Consider the following 14,329-nt stretch of genomic DNA (forward strand, 5'->3'; position numbering starts at 1 on the left):
CCTCGAGGGGCTAAACGCTGGAGCTGGATGTCGAAGCGCTAGCCGCAATTGCAATTAATGCAATTTATAATTTCTTCAAAAATAGCAAAGCAGTCCCCTTCTAATACGGTGGACTGCCCTTTTCATTTCTTAGGAAATATCTTTATGTTGTAGGAATAGACCTTTCTGCATTAATATACCCTGCTCCATATATATTTGGATCTCTTCCTTTCCAAACATCTGCTCCGTCTTTTAATAATTGTTTAATTTCTGATGGCTGTAAGTTTGGATTGTGCTGGAGCATTAAGGCAACTACCCCTGCACAAATAGGTGTAGCCATTGATGTTCCAGACATTGAAAAATAAGCATTTCCTACTCGATTTGACTTTTGATATTTATCCAAATAGGAATTCGGTGATCGTAAGGACACTATATTCACACCTGGAGCCACAATATCTGGCTTTATTACCCCATAAATAGTTGGGCCTCTACTTGAAAAACTAGCAATCACATCATCAGTTTTTGTTTCTGGTGTGTTTCGATCATCTAAGGCGCCAACTGTGATAATTAGATCACTTATTCCAGGACTAGCAATCGTACGGCTTTCTGGACCTTCATTGCCGGCTGCCGCACAAACAACAATACCAGCTTCCCATGCTGCTTCAACCATTTGAACCATTGGGTCTCTATTTTCATGATCATAAGGCTGAGGTGTGGCACCTAAAGACATACTAATGATATCGATTTTGTCCGAAGGGTTTTCTTCATTGTAGCGAATACACCATTCAACCCCTTGCATAATCGATTCGAGAGAGCCTGCCCCCATGTTATTTAACACTTTCACACCAACGATATTAGCTTCAGGAGCTGACCCCTTATATCTTTGCGATGAAGCAGCTCCATTTCCTGCTGCAGCACCTGCACAATGCGTCCCATGACCATTGTCATCATACGGATCTGTTCGACCATTAATAAAATCGACAAAGTCGGTAATTCTTCCTTCAAGATCCTGATGTGGATAGATTCCTGTGTCAATAATGGCAATTTTGGTACCTTGACCTGTTAATATAGTATTATTTCTCACAACATTATTTGCATTTGCCGATTCTACTGCCACATCTAATAGAGCGTGAACTTCACTATTAAAGTGGACTCTTTTAATACAATGACAAGTTGTGAGTAATTCCTCTAACGTATTAGGAGTAAGATCGACACTACTGCAAGATACCCTAGGGAAATATTGTCTAACTTTACTTTTAGGGCATTTTTGAATAGTTCCTTCCATTTCCTCACAGCCCTTATCATAAAAACCCCGTTCAAATTCAATAATAACCGGTACTTTCTTCGTCTTTTTAATCCTTTTTTCTATGGCATTGTGAAAAACACAAGGTGTATATTTAAATGGCTGGTAAAGGTTTAGGATCTTCTCCCTTAGCGGACGGTCCATCTTATTAGCATGTGTTCGAACCATTTGAACCATCGAATAACCAAACATCTCATTCACCTCCATATATTTTAATGTCAATATATGAAAGAAGGTGTTAATAGCAACGGTAGAATACCTAGATTACTATAAAATGATCAACATATACTAGGTTTTGTATCATTGCTATACCACTTATTAGTCTGTAAAATGAATAAGGACAAGCTCAATAGAATGGAGAGAAAAACATGATTCAACGTACGGTTCTATTAAAATTTAGTGAAACAACAACTCAAGAACAGCTTCAGGAAGTTATCAAACGCTTTAAAGCATTAGAAAACGTATTAACTGGGATTGTTGAGATCCAAGCAGGACTAAATTTAGCTGAGAAAAGTAAGGAATATCAAGTCATTTTAATGGTTCGTTTCGAGGATCAGGCTGCACTAGATGCCTATACAGCTAACGAAGACCATCAAGCAGTTGCCGCGTTTATTCGTGAATCTGGTAGACTTGATAGTATTGGGGTAGATATTGAGATTTAATCTTGTTTGAGGAAGTGACATTACGTACCTTTCTCGTGGATTTTGTCCTTCATCATTATGAAGGACTTTTTATTTTGGATTGGCTGACGGTTTGGTCTTCATCACCTTTATGAACACCTTTTCTCTCCCGATTGTTGACCGGTTTGGCCTTCATCAACTCTTATGAAGACCTTTCACTAATAAAACAGACTGCTTCTTCACATCTTCCCAACCTGTATGCTCTTATCTCACCATTACCCATCTCCAAAATGAGAATATAGTAAAACCACTACGTAATATAATATGATAGAAAAAAGGAATTTTTTGCTATAAACTTTAACTAATAGATAAAGTGAAACTTCCATCAGTGAGGGTTTTCTCCATCCCCACTGATGGTTAGTTGAACCAATCGGACCATTACGGGCGTTATCCCCCAACTACCATCTTTGTAAACTCAGAAGCTTGAGGCGAGGGTCTTACTGCCCGTTAAGAGTGGGATAAATTTAGGTAAGTGTGGTGAAATCATTGTTTAAACTATTGTTGATTGAGGATGATCGATCATTATTTAATGAGGTCAAAGAGCGTCTGGCTGGGTGGTCATATGATGTGGAAGGTATCAGTGATTTTAATAAAGTCATGCAGGAATTCACCGAGAAAAAGCCTGATCTTGTCATTATTGATATTCAGTTGCCTAAGTTCGATGGATTTCATTGGTGTCGATTGATTCGAAATGTTTCAAAGGTTCCTATTATCTTTTTATCATCACGAGATCATCCAACTGATATGGTGATGTCAATGCAGTTAGGTGCAGATGATTTTGTTCAAAAACCTTTTCACTTTGATGTCCTAATCGCCAAAATCCAGGCAATTTTACGTCGTGTGTATGACTACAATACAGAGCAACCAAACGTAAAGACGTGGTGTGATGCAACCGTTGATTTTGAGAAAAACACGGTATTTAATGATGCAGGAACGATTGAATTGACCAAAAATGAAATGTTTATTTTAAAGCTCCTTATTCAGCACAAAAACAATATTGTCAGTCGCGAACACATCATTAACAGTTTATGGGATGATAAACGTTTTGTAAGTGATAACACGCTAACTGTTAATGTGAATCGGCTTAGAAAAAGGCTTGATGAGATCGGATTAGGTAAGTATATCGAAACAAAAGTCGGACAAGGATATCGTGCAATTGAAGAGGCCGTGTATGATTAAAGAGTTTTTATTAGAAAGGCTTAGCTGGATCTTGTTCATATTGAGTATGCAGTTTCTCATCGTTTTTGTTGCCTACCTGGATCCGTTACTAGCTCTTAAACCAATCCTTTATATCGTTTTTATATTCATGTTGCTTTTTATGATCTTCCTTATTTTTCGATACAACAAGGAAACGAAATTTTATAAAATGCTAAAAGAACGAGACAATAACTTTGATTCAACTGATTTAAGCCATCCAGAAAGTCCATTTGAGGAGATTATAGCTACAAGCAGTACAGAACAAACAGAAATGTTAAAGCAATTAGCCTCCCAAAACAAAACCATTCTTGAGCAGGAAAAGGATGAGCTCCTCTCATGGATTCATGAAGTAAAAACTCCTTTAACAGCTATGCACCTAATGCTTGAACGAATTGAGGATCAAACACTGAAGTCGGACTTAACTTATGAATGGTTGCGAATTCATCTACTTCTAGATCAAATGCTTCATCAAAAAAGAATAAGTTTTATTGAAAATGATTTACATATTGAAAAAACAGATATAGAACAGTTGCTGTTTGACGAAATCAAAACTTTACAATCATGGTGTATACAAAAAGGGATAGGTTTTGATCTGCAATTACGCATAACGGAAGTGTTAACAGATCCAAAGTGGCTCGCCTTTATACTAAGACAGCTTTTAACAAATGCCGTAAAGTATAGCGAAGCTTCTGATATTATTGTGAAAAGCTTCCTTGTAAACGATCAAGCCATTTTACAAATAACGGATGCTGGACGAGGGATTGATCCAAAAGATCTTCCCCGAATTTTTGATAAAGGGTTTACTTCCACAACCAATCATTCGGATCAATCCTCCACAGGCATGGGCTTATACTTGGCTAAAAAGGTGGCTCAACCGTTACAAATCCAAATAGAGGCAGAATCGACATTACATGTTGGGACAACCTTTACACTGACCTTTTCAAAAAGGAATGAGTTTGTAAATGTTATGGGCATGTGACAACATTGTCACATGCTTTTTTATTTTGTTACCTTAATCGAAGGAAAAGATCACTCTCCCTTTTTTATAATGAAACTATCAAATTTCAGATAAGGAGTTTTCACAATGAAAGTATTAGAAGCCACAAAAATTCATAAAAGCTTTGGCAATAAATTTAATAAGCAAGAAGTATTAAAGGGGATCGATATCAGTATCGAAGAAGGAGAGTTTGTTAGCATTATGGGAGCTTCAGGCTCTGGAAAAACAACCTTACTTAACGTTCTTTCCTCTATTGATCGTGTTAGCGACGGCAATATCTTAATACAAGGGAAAGAAATGACAAAGATGAAGGAGAAGCAATTAGCGCAATTTCGAAAGCACCACCTTGGGTTTATTTTTCAGGAATATAATTTATTAGATACTTTAACTGTTAAGGAAAACATTCTATTACCTCTATCCATTACGAAAACACCTAAAAAAGAGGCGGATGAAAAATTTGAAGCTTTAGCTACACAACTGGGAATTTATGAGCTGCAAAACAAGTATCCAAATGAAATTTCCGGCGGGCAAAAACAAAGGACCTCTGCTGCACGGGCATTTATTCACCAGCCTAGTATTATTTTTGCTGACGAGCCTACAGGTGCACTAGATTCTAAGTCAGCCTCAGATCTATTACAAAAGCTTAGTGAATTAAATCATAAGCTTAAAGCAACGATCATTATGGTTACACATGATCCTACCGCGGCAAGCTTTTGCAGTCGAGTCATTTTTATAAAAGACGGCCAAATTTACACACAATTGCATAAAGGAGCCCAGGAAAGACAAGAGTTTTTTAAAGACATTATTAAAACCCAGGGTGTTCTAGGTGGTGTGCACTATGAACACTAATCAGCTGATTGTACGGAACTTAAGGAAAAACGTAAAAAACTATTATCTTTATGCCTTTGCGTTGATCTTTACGGTTGCTCTTTATTTTGCTTTTGTTACGTTACAGTATGATCCAGCCATGGATGAAGCAAAAGGATCTATTAAAGGTGCTGCAGCCATTAGAACAGCTTCTATTTTACTTGTTGCGATTGTGGGTGTTTTTCTGTTTTATGCCAATACCATCTTTATTAAAAGGCGCAGCAAAGAAATTGGCTTATTTCAGTTAATTGGGATGACAAAGCAAGAGATTTTTCGAATTTTAAGTATCGAAAATATTATTTTGTATTTTAGCTCATTAGTCGTTGGCATTTTTGTTGGGTTTTCTTTTTCCAAATTGATTACAATGATATTATTTAAAATCACTGCAGTAGAAGCTGTCGCTAGCCTTCACTTTTCAACAAAGGCCTTTATTCAAACAGTGATTGTTTTTACGGTCATTTACCTCTTCATAATGGGAATGAACTTCCTATTTATCAAGAAACAAAGCATCTTATCTTTATTTAAAGTGACCTCATCATCGGAAGCGAAAGTGAAGAAGATCTCAATTTTAGAGGTCCTTATTGGTATTCTTGGATTAGCACTCATTATTACAGGCTATTACGTTTCCTCGAAGTTATTTGGCGGGGATTTTACAACGATGAATGCATTATTTTTAGCTATGGTGTTTATCCTTGGTTCCGTTATTTTAGGAACGTATTTATTTTACAAAGGCTCTGTTCGTTTTATTGCCAATATGATACGAAAGAACAAGGGGGGCTACCTTAATATTCATGAGGTATTATCTCTCTCCTCTATCATGTTTCGCATGAAATCAAATGCATTATTATTAACAATTATTACGACCGTTTCAGCCCTTGCGATTGGACTGTTGTCGTTAAGTTATATCTCGTATTATTCAGCAGAGAAGCTAGCTAGTAATCATGTTCCTGATGATTTTTCCTTTACAATTGCAGAAGACGCAGAGCTGTTTAAACAAAAATTAACAGCTAAGGATATGGCTTATGAAGAAATAACCATTCCCGTTCTTCAGGCGAATGTTAATGTTGAAAAAGTCATGACTACTAGACTGGAAGGAGTAAATACAGACCCGAGCTCAATGCAAGTACCTGTTGTTAGTGATGAAAATATTGATGGCATTGATGTATCATCTGATGAAACGATTTTTACGGGCTATAATGATCTCCTTCAAAAATTTATGGGGTTTAAAGACTTGGGCGAAGTGGAATTTATTGGAAACAAAGAGACGATTGCACAACAATACTTAGGCTTAGAGAAGCACTATCCTATTTCTGGATACTTCACAAGCGGCGGAATACCGATTGCCATAGTTGATCAGTCTACGTTTCAACGTCTGGAAAAGGACCTTGTTCAAGACATTCAGAAAGAGTCAAGCTTATATATTGGTATTAGTTTAACAAATGAAGAGGATATTCAAGAGGCAAATGACCTTTTCAAAGAATTAGGGTTCCATGAGAGTCCATTCCATGATTCCCAGCTTGTAATGGGCAACAGTCAGAAAAATTCAATGGGCCTTGTCATGTTCATTGTCGGTTTCTTAGGCCTAACCTTCCTCATTACATCTGGATGTATCCTTTACTTCAAACAAATGGACGAAAGCGAAGAAGAAAAACCGAATTATACAATCTTAAGAAAGCTTGGCTTTACTCAAACAGATTTACTTAAGGGAATTCAGGTGAAGCAAATCTATAATTTCGGTATTCCGCTATCAATTGGACTTTTGCACAGCTACTTTGCTGTTCAATCTGGCTGGTTCTTATTCGGAACAGAGGTTTGGACACCAATGTTAATTGTTATGGGTCTTTACACAGCATTATATTCAATCTTTGCTATTCTATCTATCACATACGATAAAAAGGTGATTAAGGAAGCTTTATGATGGATTCAGGGGACACTGTCCCCTCAGACTATTGACAAACGCTCGCTTTCTTCGTTACTCACCTTGCTGCGGTACTCATTACCGACTCTGGTAACTCCGCTCCTCACAAGGCTTCGTGCCTCGAAAGGCAAGCGTTAGCAATCAGTCTGAAGGGCTAGCAATTTTACATTGTCTACACACTGTCCCCTTTTTTTATGAAAAAATTAATAAAATAATAGTTTTATCTCTAAACCTGCTGTAAAGACACTGGTATAATAGAATTTAAGCGCTTACTAATTTTTCTGAATAAGGGGTAATGATCAAATGGGAACAAAAACAAAGCCTAATAAACCAATTGTAGAACATATTTTCACAGCAGATCCGTCTGCACATGTATTTGAGGGGAAGCTTTATATTTATCCATCCCATGACCTTGACCATGATGGACCCTCCAATGACAACGGGGACCAATATGCTATGGAGGATTATCATGTTCTTTCGATGGAAAATTTCGATTCTCCATGTATCGATCATGGTGAGGTTCTTCACCTAAGAGATATTCCATGGGCAAAAAAACAGCTTTGGGCACCTGATGCAGCTTATAAAAACAACACCTATTATTTATTTTTTCCGGCACGAGATCATGATGACATCTTTAGGATCGGTGTAGCAACAAGCTCTAATCCTGCAGGTCCATTTACACCTCAAGAAAACTACATACCTGGCAGCTTTAGTATTGATCCTGCTGTTTTAGTAGATGACAATGATAAAGCCTATGTTTATTTTGGCGGTCTTTGGGGAGGCCAGCTAGAAAAGTGGCAAACAGGTACATTTGATCCAAACGGAAAAGAACCTGCTGCAGACCAGCCTGCACTAGGTCCAATTGTAGCTGAGTTATCAGATGATATGCTTTCATTCAAAGGAAAACCGCAAGAAATCTCAATCGTTGATGAAAATGGAAATCCTATTCTTGCAGGTGATGAAGATAGAAGATTTTTTGAAGGGGCATGGGTCCATAAATATAATGGCTATTACTATCTTTCCTACTCTACAGGAACGACTCATTATATTGTGTACGCCATGAGTAAAAATCCACAGGGGCCATTTGTCTATAAAGGGAAAATCCTCACTCCTGTCATTGGTTGGACAACCCATCATTCAATCGTTCAGTTCGAGGATAAGTGGTATTTGTTCTATCATGATTGCTCTTTATCAGATGGAGTGAACCATAAACGCAGTGTAAAATATACAGAACTTCATTATAATGAGGATGGTACGATACAGACGATTGACCCGTATGATGAATAAAAGATAGATAAAAGAGTAGAGACATTAAACCTCTACTCTTTGCTTTGTTTATTGTTGTATTAGTTCCTATTACTCTATACCAGCTTTTCTATAATAGAAAAAGGTTAATACAGCTACGAACTAAACTAATCCACCTATAAGTACCATTCTAAGGAAATCGGTTTCCGGAAAGGGAAGAGCTTATCTTATAACTTACTTATGTACCATATCGAACCAACCATTACTGATCGTTTGTTTATACCAATAATAGCTATCCTTCTTTGTTCTTTTTAACGTGTTAAAGTCAACATGTATAATTCCAAAACGCTTATCATAGCCTTCTGCCCACTCAAAATTATCAAGTAAAGACCATGTTAGATAACCTTTAATATTTACACCATTATCAATAGCACGCTTTAGAGATGTTAAGTGTTGCTTTAAGTAATCAATACGCCTTTGATCCTTTACTCGGCCATTTTCAACACCGTCGTTATAGCAAGCACCATTTTCCGTAATGTAAATCGGAACGTCACCGTATTGATCTTTTATTTTTGTTAGAACTTTATAAAATCCTTCAGGATAGATATTCCAGTCAAAGTCAGTCTTCTCATAGCCTATATCAACCTTTTCCACATCAAGAAGATCATGATTTTCCTTGTATCTAGCAACACTGCCTGTATAGTAGTTAATTCCTACAAAATCAATTGGTTGATTGATAATATCCATGTCACCGTCTAGTATTGGTACGGTAACACCCTTCTGTTCAAACCAATCCACCATAAACTTTGGGTAACTACCCTTGAATACCGGGTCAAAGAACCATTCAACAAACCATCCTGTTGCCCTGCGACATGCATCAATATCTTCTTGCTTATTACTAAAAGGCTCGTTCCACTCAGTGTTAGGAGCATAACCAATTTCACCCTCAAAGCTGGAATTTCTAAATCTTAATACAGCCTCACCATGTGCTAATAGTAAGTGGTGTGCTACATTTGCCGCAAGTTGAAGACTTGTAAATCCTGGTGCATGTAAACCAATATAGTTAGATAAGAAGGAAACACACCATGGTTCATTAATTGTAATCCACTTTTTTATTTTACCGTTAAATTCTTTAAACATAAATTCTGCATAGTCTGCAAAAGCATCGATTGTTTCACGATTATCCCAGCCGCCTTTGTCTTGAAGGGCTTGTGGAAGATCCCAATGATATAATGTGCACATTGGTTCAATCCCATTCTCTACTAGTGCATCGACAAAATCATGATAGTATTGAAGTCCCTTTTCATTTACCTCACCAGTTCCACTAGGGAAAATACGCGGCCAGGAAACAGAAAAGCGATAGATGTCAATGCCAAGTTCTTTCATTAATTGAATATCTTCCTCATAGCGATGGTAGCTATCACAAGCTACATCACCGTTATCTCCATTTAATACTTTCCCGGGAGTTTTAGAGAAAGTATCCCAAATTGAAGGGCCTCTTCCATCCATATCTGCTGCACCTTCGATTTGATAGGCAGCCGTAGCTGCTCCCCAACGCATTTCTTTAGAAAATTCTATAATTGCCATTCTTTACCTCCGAATTTATCTCTCTTACTAATGCCTTACGATTCTCTAATAACCAGCTCAGAATCTATAAAAATAGGCTTCAATTGAGATTTTCCATTTATTAAATCATTTAACATATTGGCAGCTAATTTCCCTAAGCGATCTTTATCCTGTTTGACTGTTGATAATTTCGGGCTGCTATGACGACACGCATCAATATCGTCACAACCAATAACAGATATATCATTTGGTACATTTAAGCCTTTTTCCTTAATTGCTTCAATTGCACCAAATGCCATCATATCTGAGGCTGCAAATATTGCACGAGGATATGAGTTTGACTCTAGGATTCTTTTCATGGCATGATACCCACTCTCCTCGTGGTAGTTTCCATATTGAATCCAGTTAAGGTTAATCTCAAGACCTAGTTGGCTCATAGTCTCTCTAAAGCCCTTTTCACGGGCTATTGTTATAACTGAGTCTACTTTTCCCCCAATAAAGCCAATATCGCGTATACCATGTAAATAAAAATGTTGAATGACTTTTCTTGAAAGATTAATATTATCACTCATCACAAAGCTTGCCTTTGGTCCACTTAATTCCAAGTCAATCCCCATACAAGGAATTCCCTCTCTCACTAGTTCATAAATAGCATCCTCAATTTCCTCACCAGCAATTACCACACAGCCATCTACATGAAAATGTCTACACCTAGCTAAATAACTGCCATTGTCTTTATAAAATTGCTCGTTTGAAAACATGATAATATCGTAACCAAGTACCCCTATTGTCTTCTTGAAAGAGGTTACAACCTCATTAAAATATGGATGAGTAAAATCAACATTTATTTTTCCAGCATAAATCAATCCAATTAGATTTGACTTTTTAGTAGCAAGAGATTTCGCTGAAAAAGTTGGTTGATAACCGGTTTCTTTAATAACATCTAATACCTTTTTCTTTGTTTTCTCACTAATCCCACCATAATTGTTTATAATTTTAGATACGGTTCCAGGAGAAACTCCTGCCATTTTTGCAATATCTTTTATGGTTAAATTCATAGCAGTCCCTCTATTGTCCTTCGCCTTTATAATGGATTTTCTAATTAATGTAAGATTACTATTATTTTAGGCATAATTCAATTTCATCTAAGCTGTCAGGATTAGTAGGATCATTATTATTTCCCCTATTTAACTGCACCATCAGTGATACTAGATATAAATAATCTATTAAAGAATAAAAAGATTATTAATAAAGGTACTGTTGCCCAAAATACTCCTGATAAAATCATCCCAAAGTCTACCTTAAATGTATTACTTAATGTTGCAAGCGCAACTTGAATGGTATACATTTCAGGGTCTCTCAAAATTGTAAACTGCCACAAGAATTCACCCCACACTGCTGTAAAAACGATGATTCCTAATGTTGCAAAAGCAGGTAAGATAATTGGTAATACAATACTTCGATAAATCCTAAAGTTTGAACAGCCATCAAGCTTGGCAGCTTCTATAAGTTCATCTGGAACAGATCCATTTACATATTGTCTCATTAAGAAAATACCTAAAGGGTTCAAAAGGAATAGGATTCCTACACCTTGAAGTGTATCTAATAAACCAGCCTTAGAAATTAAATAGAATTGTGGAATCAATCCTAATTGCGGCGGTATCACCATCGTTAATAAAATTGCTATAAAAAATACATTTTTTCCAGGAAATTTAAATTTAGCAAATGCAAACCCTGCTAAAGAACTAATGATTAACACAATCAGTGTAACAGATGTACACAGAATAATCGTATTTACCATTGCTTTAAAAAAATCAATTTGGCCAAGTACTTTTTGAAAATTTTCAACCAACATATTTCCTGGTGTAATTGTTGGAGGAATTGAGTTATAAGCAGCACTTGGACGCGTAGCCATTACAAACATCCAGTAAAATGGGAATAAAGAGAGCAACGATGTAATTGATAGAAACGTATAGATTAAAATTCTGCCTAATGAAAACTTTTTTGTTCCAGCAACTTTACTCATCAGTTAGCTCCTTTCTTTCTACCAAATCCGGATGTTAGCAGTGTGTTAATGGCAGAAAATACTATTATTATAATTAATAGGATAACAGCTGTTGCAGATGCAGTTCCAAATGATTGTAATCTAAATGCATCACGGTATAAGTACATAACAACCGTCATAGCCTCATCTCTAGTAAAAGCCGAAGTTCCTAAGAAAACCGTTGGTTCCGCAAAAAGCTGTAATGCCCCGACAGTTGAGAAGAACACGGTTAAAATGATAAACGGTTTTAACATAGGCATCGTAATATATAGAAGCTGTTGAAACTTATTAGCTCCATCTATTGTTGCAGCTTCATATAAATCATTTGAAATACTTTGAAGCCCCGCTAGATAAATGATGGTATTATATCCAACCCATCTCCAGAATACCATGATCGAGATTGCAATCTTCGTGCCCCATTCAGATGTAGCCCAGTTTACAGGATCAACTCCAAATAAACCTAATACATAATTGGCTAGAGAAGATTCATGATTACTGAATAACACACTAAAAATAAGTGCTACTGCAACCATCGATGTAATATATGGCATGAAAATCGTTACTCGAAAGAAATTTTTAAAGCGGAGAAACGTTAAGTTCAATAAGAACGCTAGAATGATTCCTACGATTAACTGCGGCGCTGTACCCATTAGTCCGATTACGATCGTATTATATAAGGATTTCCAGAATAATGGATCTTGTAAAACGACGGTGAAATTCCGTAAACCTACAAACTCCATTTCACCTAATCCATTCCATTTTTGGAAAGCTAAATAAATACTAAATAATGCAGGATATAGACCAATGACAGCAAAGATGATAAAGAAAGGGGCTATATATAAATAACCTGAAATCATGTCTTTCTTTTCTTCAGATAAATTTCTTTTCTTTTTGAGAGTATTCTCAGTTACAGATGTCATTTTCACTCCCCGTTTCCTTGTAAAAAAAGATGAATAAAAGGGACCTGTCCCGCCATCCAAACGATGATTGGTATGGTCCCTGTTCTAGTCATCCTAGTTTTTATAGTTAATTTAGCGATTTATTAGATCTTTTGCATCTTTTACAGCAGCTGCCCATTCTTTTCCTGGATCTCCGCCATCTTGAACATTGTGTAATGCATCAAGCACACGTTGGTGAATTGGGAAATATTTTTCACCTTTATATACTGCCCCTTCAATATCCTGAGCTGCTTGAGCAAACACCTCAGCTGTTACTTGACCACCAAAGAATGCATCTGCATTTGCAGTGAATTCTTCCATTTCATATACAGATGGTGCTGATGGAAATAAACCGTGTGTTTGGAATGATTTTAATTGATTTTCAGGTGATACTAACCATTCAACGAAATCATAAGCTTCTTGGGCATGCTCAGTCTCACTTGGAATTGAAATATATGATCCGCCCCAGTTTGCTGCAAATTCAGTTGGTAATGTTGCAACCTTAAATTTCCCTTCTGCTTCAGGAGCATTACCCTCGATATATCCTTTCAACCATCCTGCACCTAATTCAGCAGCAAAGTCCCCTGTATTTATTGCACTTGCCCATTCTGGTGTCCACATTGTAAACTTACCAACGATTCCAGCTTCATTTAACTCAACTGCATAATCAAAGGCCTCTTTTACAGCGCTTCCTTCTTGATCCATAATTAGCTCTCCATCAGGATTTAAATAAGTTTCAACTGAAGGATCTAAAAGTGCTCTGTAAGCCATTTCCATACTATCAACAAAAGGTTTGCCCGTTTTTTCCTTTACTTGTAAACCAGCTTCTTTAAAAGCTTCTGGAGAAGAAATTAATTTTTCAACTTCTGCAGGTTCAGTTGGTAAACCAGCTTCTTCAAAAACATCGGTACGATAATATAATGCTTTAGGACCAATATCAGTTGGAAGACCGATTAAGAAATCACCTTCTGTGTTTTCACCAGCATTCCACTTCCATTCAAGGTATTGATCTTGTACATCTTTTGCACCAAGGTCGTATAAATTATTGAAGCGATCTTGCGCTGCTTTAAAACGGTCAAGCTGATCCACCTCTAGCATGGCAATGTCAGGAGCACCGCTACCAGCAGATAAAGCTGTAAATAATGCATCGTGGTGTTCAGCAGTTTCAGAAGACTTAAACTTAATTGTTACGTTCGGATTTTGCTCTTCATATTCTTTAACTAAATCTTCATAGCCTGTTGCTCCAAAAGCCCAGAAATTCAATTCTACTTTTTCATTACCGCCTGAAGTAGAATCATTTTTATCGCCACCGCCGCAAGCAGCCAATGAAAATGCTAGAACTAAAGATAATCCTGCAGCTAACCATTTTTTCTTGTTTTTCATTTTCTTTCCCCCTATATCTTTGTTTTTATAAATAATTTAATTCTTTTAGAAACCGGTTTCCAACAAAGGGTTTCTTTTTTTATGGAAACCGTTTTCAACGGTTATTATATAACGCGGTTTTTGATAAATCAATCATTTTATTCATAAAAGTCAGATATTTTTGTAAACCGGTTTCGCTAAGCCTATCATTACATATTTCTATTAGGCCATTG

12 protein-coding genes are annotated in these 14,329 nt (G+C 36.7%); 6 read left to right on the forward strand and 6 right to left on the reverse strand.

Annotated elements, in window-relative coordinates:
• Positions 1-142: 142 nt before the first annotated feature.
• Positions 143-1,474, reverse strand: a complete 1,332-nt coding sequence (locus AC4GZ8_RS14360) for a S8 family peptidase (protein ID WP_491082578.1) — start codon at positions 1,472-1,474, stop codon at positions 143-145.
• 176 nt (positions 1,475-1,650) lie between these two features.
• Between AC4GZ8_RS14360 and AC4GZ8_RS14365 the strand changes: the two genes are divergently transcribed.
• From AC4GZ8_RS14365 to AC4GZ8_RS14390, 6 genes are all read left to right on the forward strand, one after another.
• Positions 1,651-1,944, forward strand: coding sequence for a Dabb family protein (locus AC4GZ8_RS14365; protein ID WP_491082579.1), 294 nt, complete (start codon positions 1,651-1,653; stop codon positions 1,942-1,944).
• 504 nt (positions 1,945-2,448) lie between these two features.
• Positions 2,449-3,141: a response regulator transcription factor gene (locus AC4GZ8_RS14370; RefSeq protein WP_491082580.1), complete on the forward strand. Its 693-nt coding sequence runs from the start codon at positions 2,449-2,451 to the stop codon at positions 3,139-3,141.
• The gene (locus tag AC4GZ8_RS14375; protein ID WP_491082581.1) at positions 3,134-4,138 is read left to right on the forward strand and encodes a sensor histidine kinase; all 1,005 of its coding nucleotides are present in this window, start codon (positions 3,134-3,136) and stop codon (positions 4,136-4,138) included. The genes AC4GZ8_RS14370 and AC4GZ8_RS14375 overlap by 8 nt, the downstream gene beginning before the upstream one ends.
• A gap of 105 nt (positions 4,139-4,243) precedes the next feature.
• The gene (locus AC4GZ8_RS14380) at positions 4,244-5,005 is read left to right on the forward strand and encodes an ABC transporter ATP-binding protein (RefSeq protein WP_491082582.1); all 762 of its coding nucleotides are present in this window, start codon (positions 4,244-4,246) and stop codon (positions 5,003-5,005) included.
• The gene (locus tag AC4GZ8_RS14385) at positions 4,995-6,941 is read left to right on the forward strand and encodes an ABC transporter permease (protein ID WP_491082583.1); all 1,947 of its coding nucleotides are present in this window, start codon (positions 4,995-4,997) and stop codon (positions 6,939-6,941) included. The genes AC4GZ8_RS14380 and AC4GZ8_RS14385 overlap by 11 nt, the downstream gene beginning before the upstream one ends.
• Before the next feature lie 303 nt (positions 6,942-7,244).
• Complete coding sequence (locus AC4GZ8_RS14390) at positions 7,245-8,228, forward strand: glycoside hydrolase family 43 protein (RefSeq protein ID WP_491082584.1); 984 nt, start codon at positions 7,245-7,247, stop codon at positions 8,226-8,228.
• Between the two features lie 192 nt (positions 8,229-8,420).
• Here AC4GZ8_RS14390 and AC4GZ8_RS14395 read toward each other — a convergent pair whose 3' ends face one another.
• From AC4GZ8_RS14395 to AC4GZ8_RS14415, 5 genes are all read right to left on the reverse strand, one after another.
• Entirely contained in the window at positions 8,421-9,773 is a 1,353-nt protein-coding gene (locus AC4GZ8_RS14395; RefSeq protein WP_491082585.1) for a GH1 family beta-glucosidase, read from the reverse strand.
• A gap of 35 nt (positions 9,774-9,808) precedes the next feature.
• A complete protein-coding gene (locus AC4GZ8_RS14400) occupies positions 9,809-10,810 on the reverse strand; it encodes a LacI family DNA-binding transcriptional regulator (protein ID WP_491082586.1) in 1,002 nt (333 codons plus the stop codon).
• A gap of 125 nt (positions 10,811-10,935) precedes the next feature.
• Entirely contained in the window at positions 10,936-11,778 is an 843-nt protein-coding gene (locus AC4GZ8_RS14405) for a carbohydrate ABC transporter permease (protein ID WP_491082587.1), read from the reverse strand.
• Positions 11,778-12,716 carry a carbohydrate ABC transporter permease gene (locus tag AC4GZ8_RS14410; RefSeq protein ID WP_491082588.1) on the reverse strand — a complete coding sequence of 313 codons (939 nt, stop codon included), beginning with the start codon at positions 12,714-12,716 and terminating at the stop codon, positions 11,778-11,780. Before AC4GZ8_RS14410 ends, AC4GZ8_RS14405 begins: the two co-directional genes overlap by 1 nt.
• 111 nt (positions 12,717-12,827) lie before the next feature.
• Complete coding sequence (locus AC4GZ8_RS14415) at positions 12,828-14,117, reverse strand: ABC transporter substrate-binding protein (RefSeq protein WP_491082589.1); 1,290 nt, start codon at positions 14,115-14,117, stop codon at positions 12,828-12,830.
• Between the last annotated feature and the right edge of the window lie 212 nt (positions 14,118-14,329).

This window comes from Metabacillus sp. RB-C-LZQ-3-1 (assembly GCF_058315175.1).

Coding starts and splice junctions, on each gene's coding strand:
- AC4GZ8_RS14395 (WP_491082585.1), bottom strand. CDS start 9,773: ATGGCAATTATAGAATTTTCTAAAGAAATGCGTTGGGGAGCAGCTACG.
- AC4GZ8_RS14410 (WP_491082588.1), bottom strand. CDS start 12,716: ATGACATCTGTAACTGAGAATACTCTCAAAAAGAAAAGAAATTTATCT.
- AC4GZ8_RS14360 (WP_491082578.1), bottom strand. CDS start 1,474: ATGTTTGGTTATTCGATGGTTCAAATGGTTCGAACACATGCTAATAAG.
- AC4GZ8_RS14415 (WP_491082589.1), bottom strand. CDS start 14,117: ATGAAAAACAAGAAAAAATGGTTAGCTGCAGGATTATCTTTAGTTCTA.
- AC4GZ8_RS14365 (WP_491082579.1), top strand. CDS start 1,651: ATGATTCAACGTACGGTTCTATTAAAATTTAGTGAAACAACAACTCAA.
- AC4GZ8_RS14400 (WP_491082586.1), bottom strand. CDS start 10,810: ATGAATTTAACCATAAAAGATATTGCAAAAATGGCAGGAGTTTCTCCT.
- AC4GZ8_RS14405 (WP_491082587.1), bottom strand. CDS start 11,778: ATGAGTAAAGTTGCTGGAACAAAAAAGTTTTCATTAGGCAGAATTTTA.
- AC4GZ8_RS14390 (WP_491082584.1), top strand. CDS start 7,245: ATGGGAACAAAAACAAAGCCTAATAAACCAATTGTAGAACATATTTTC.
- AC4GZ8_RS14375 (WP_491082581.1), top strand. CDS start 3,134: ATGATTAAAGAGTTTTTATTAGAAAGGCTTAGCTGGATCTTGTTCATA.
- AC4GZ8_RS14385 (WP_491082583.1), top strand. CDS start 4,995: ATGAACACTAATCAGCTGATTGTACGGAACTTAAGGAAAAACGTAAAA.
- AC4GZ8_RS14380 (WP_491082582.1), top strand. CDS start 4,244: ATGAAAGTATTAGAAGCCACAAAAATTCATAAAAGCTTTGGCAATAAA.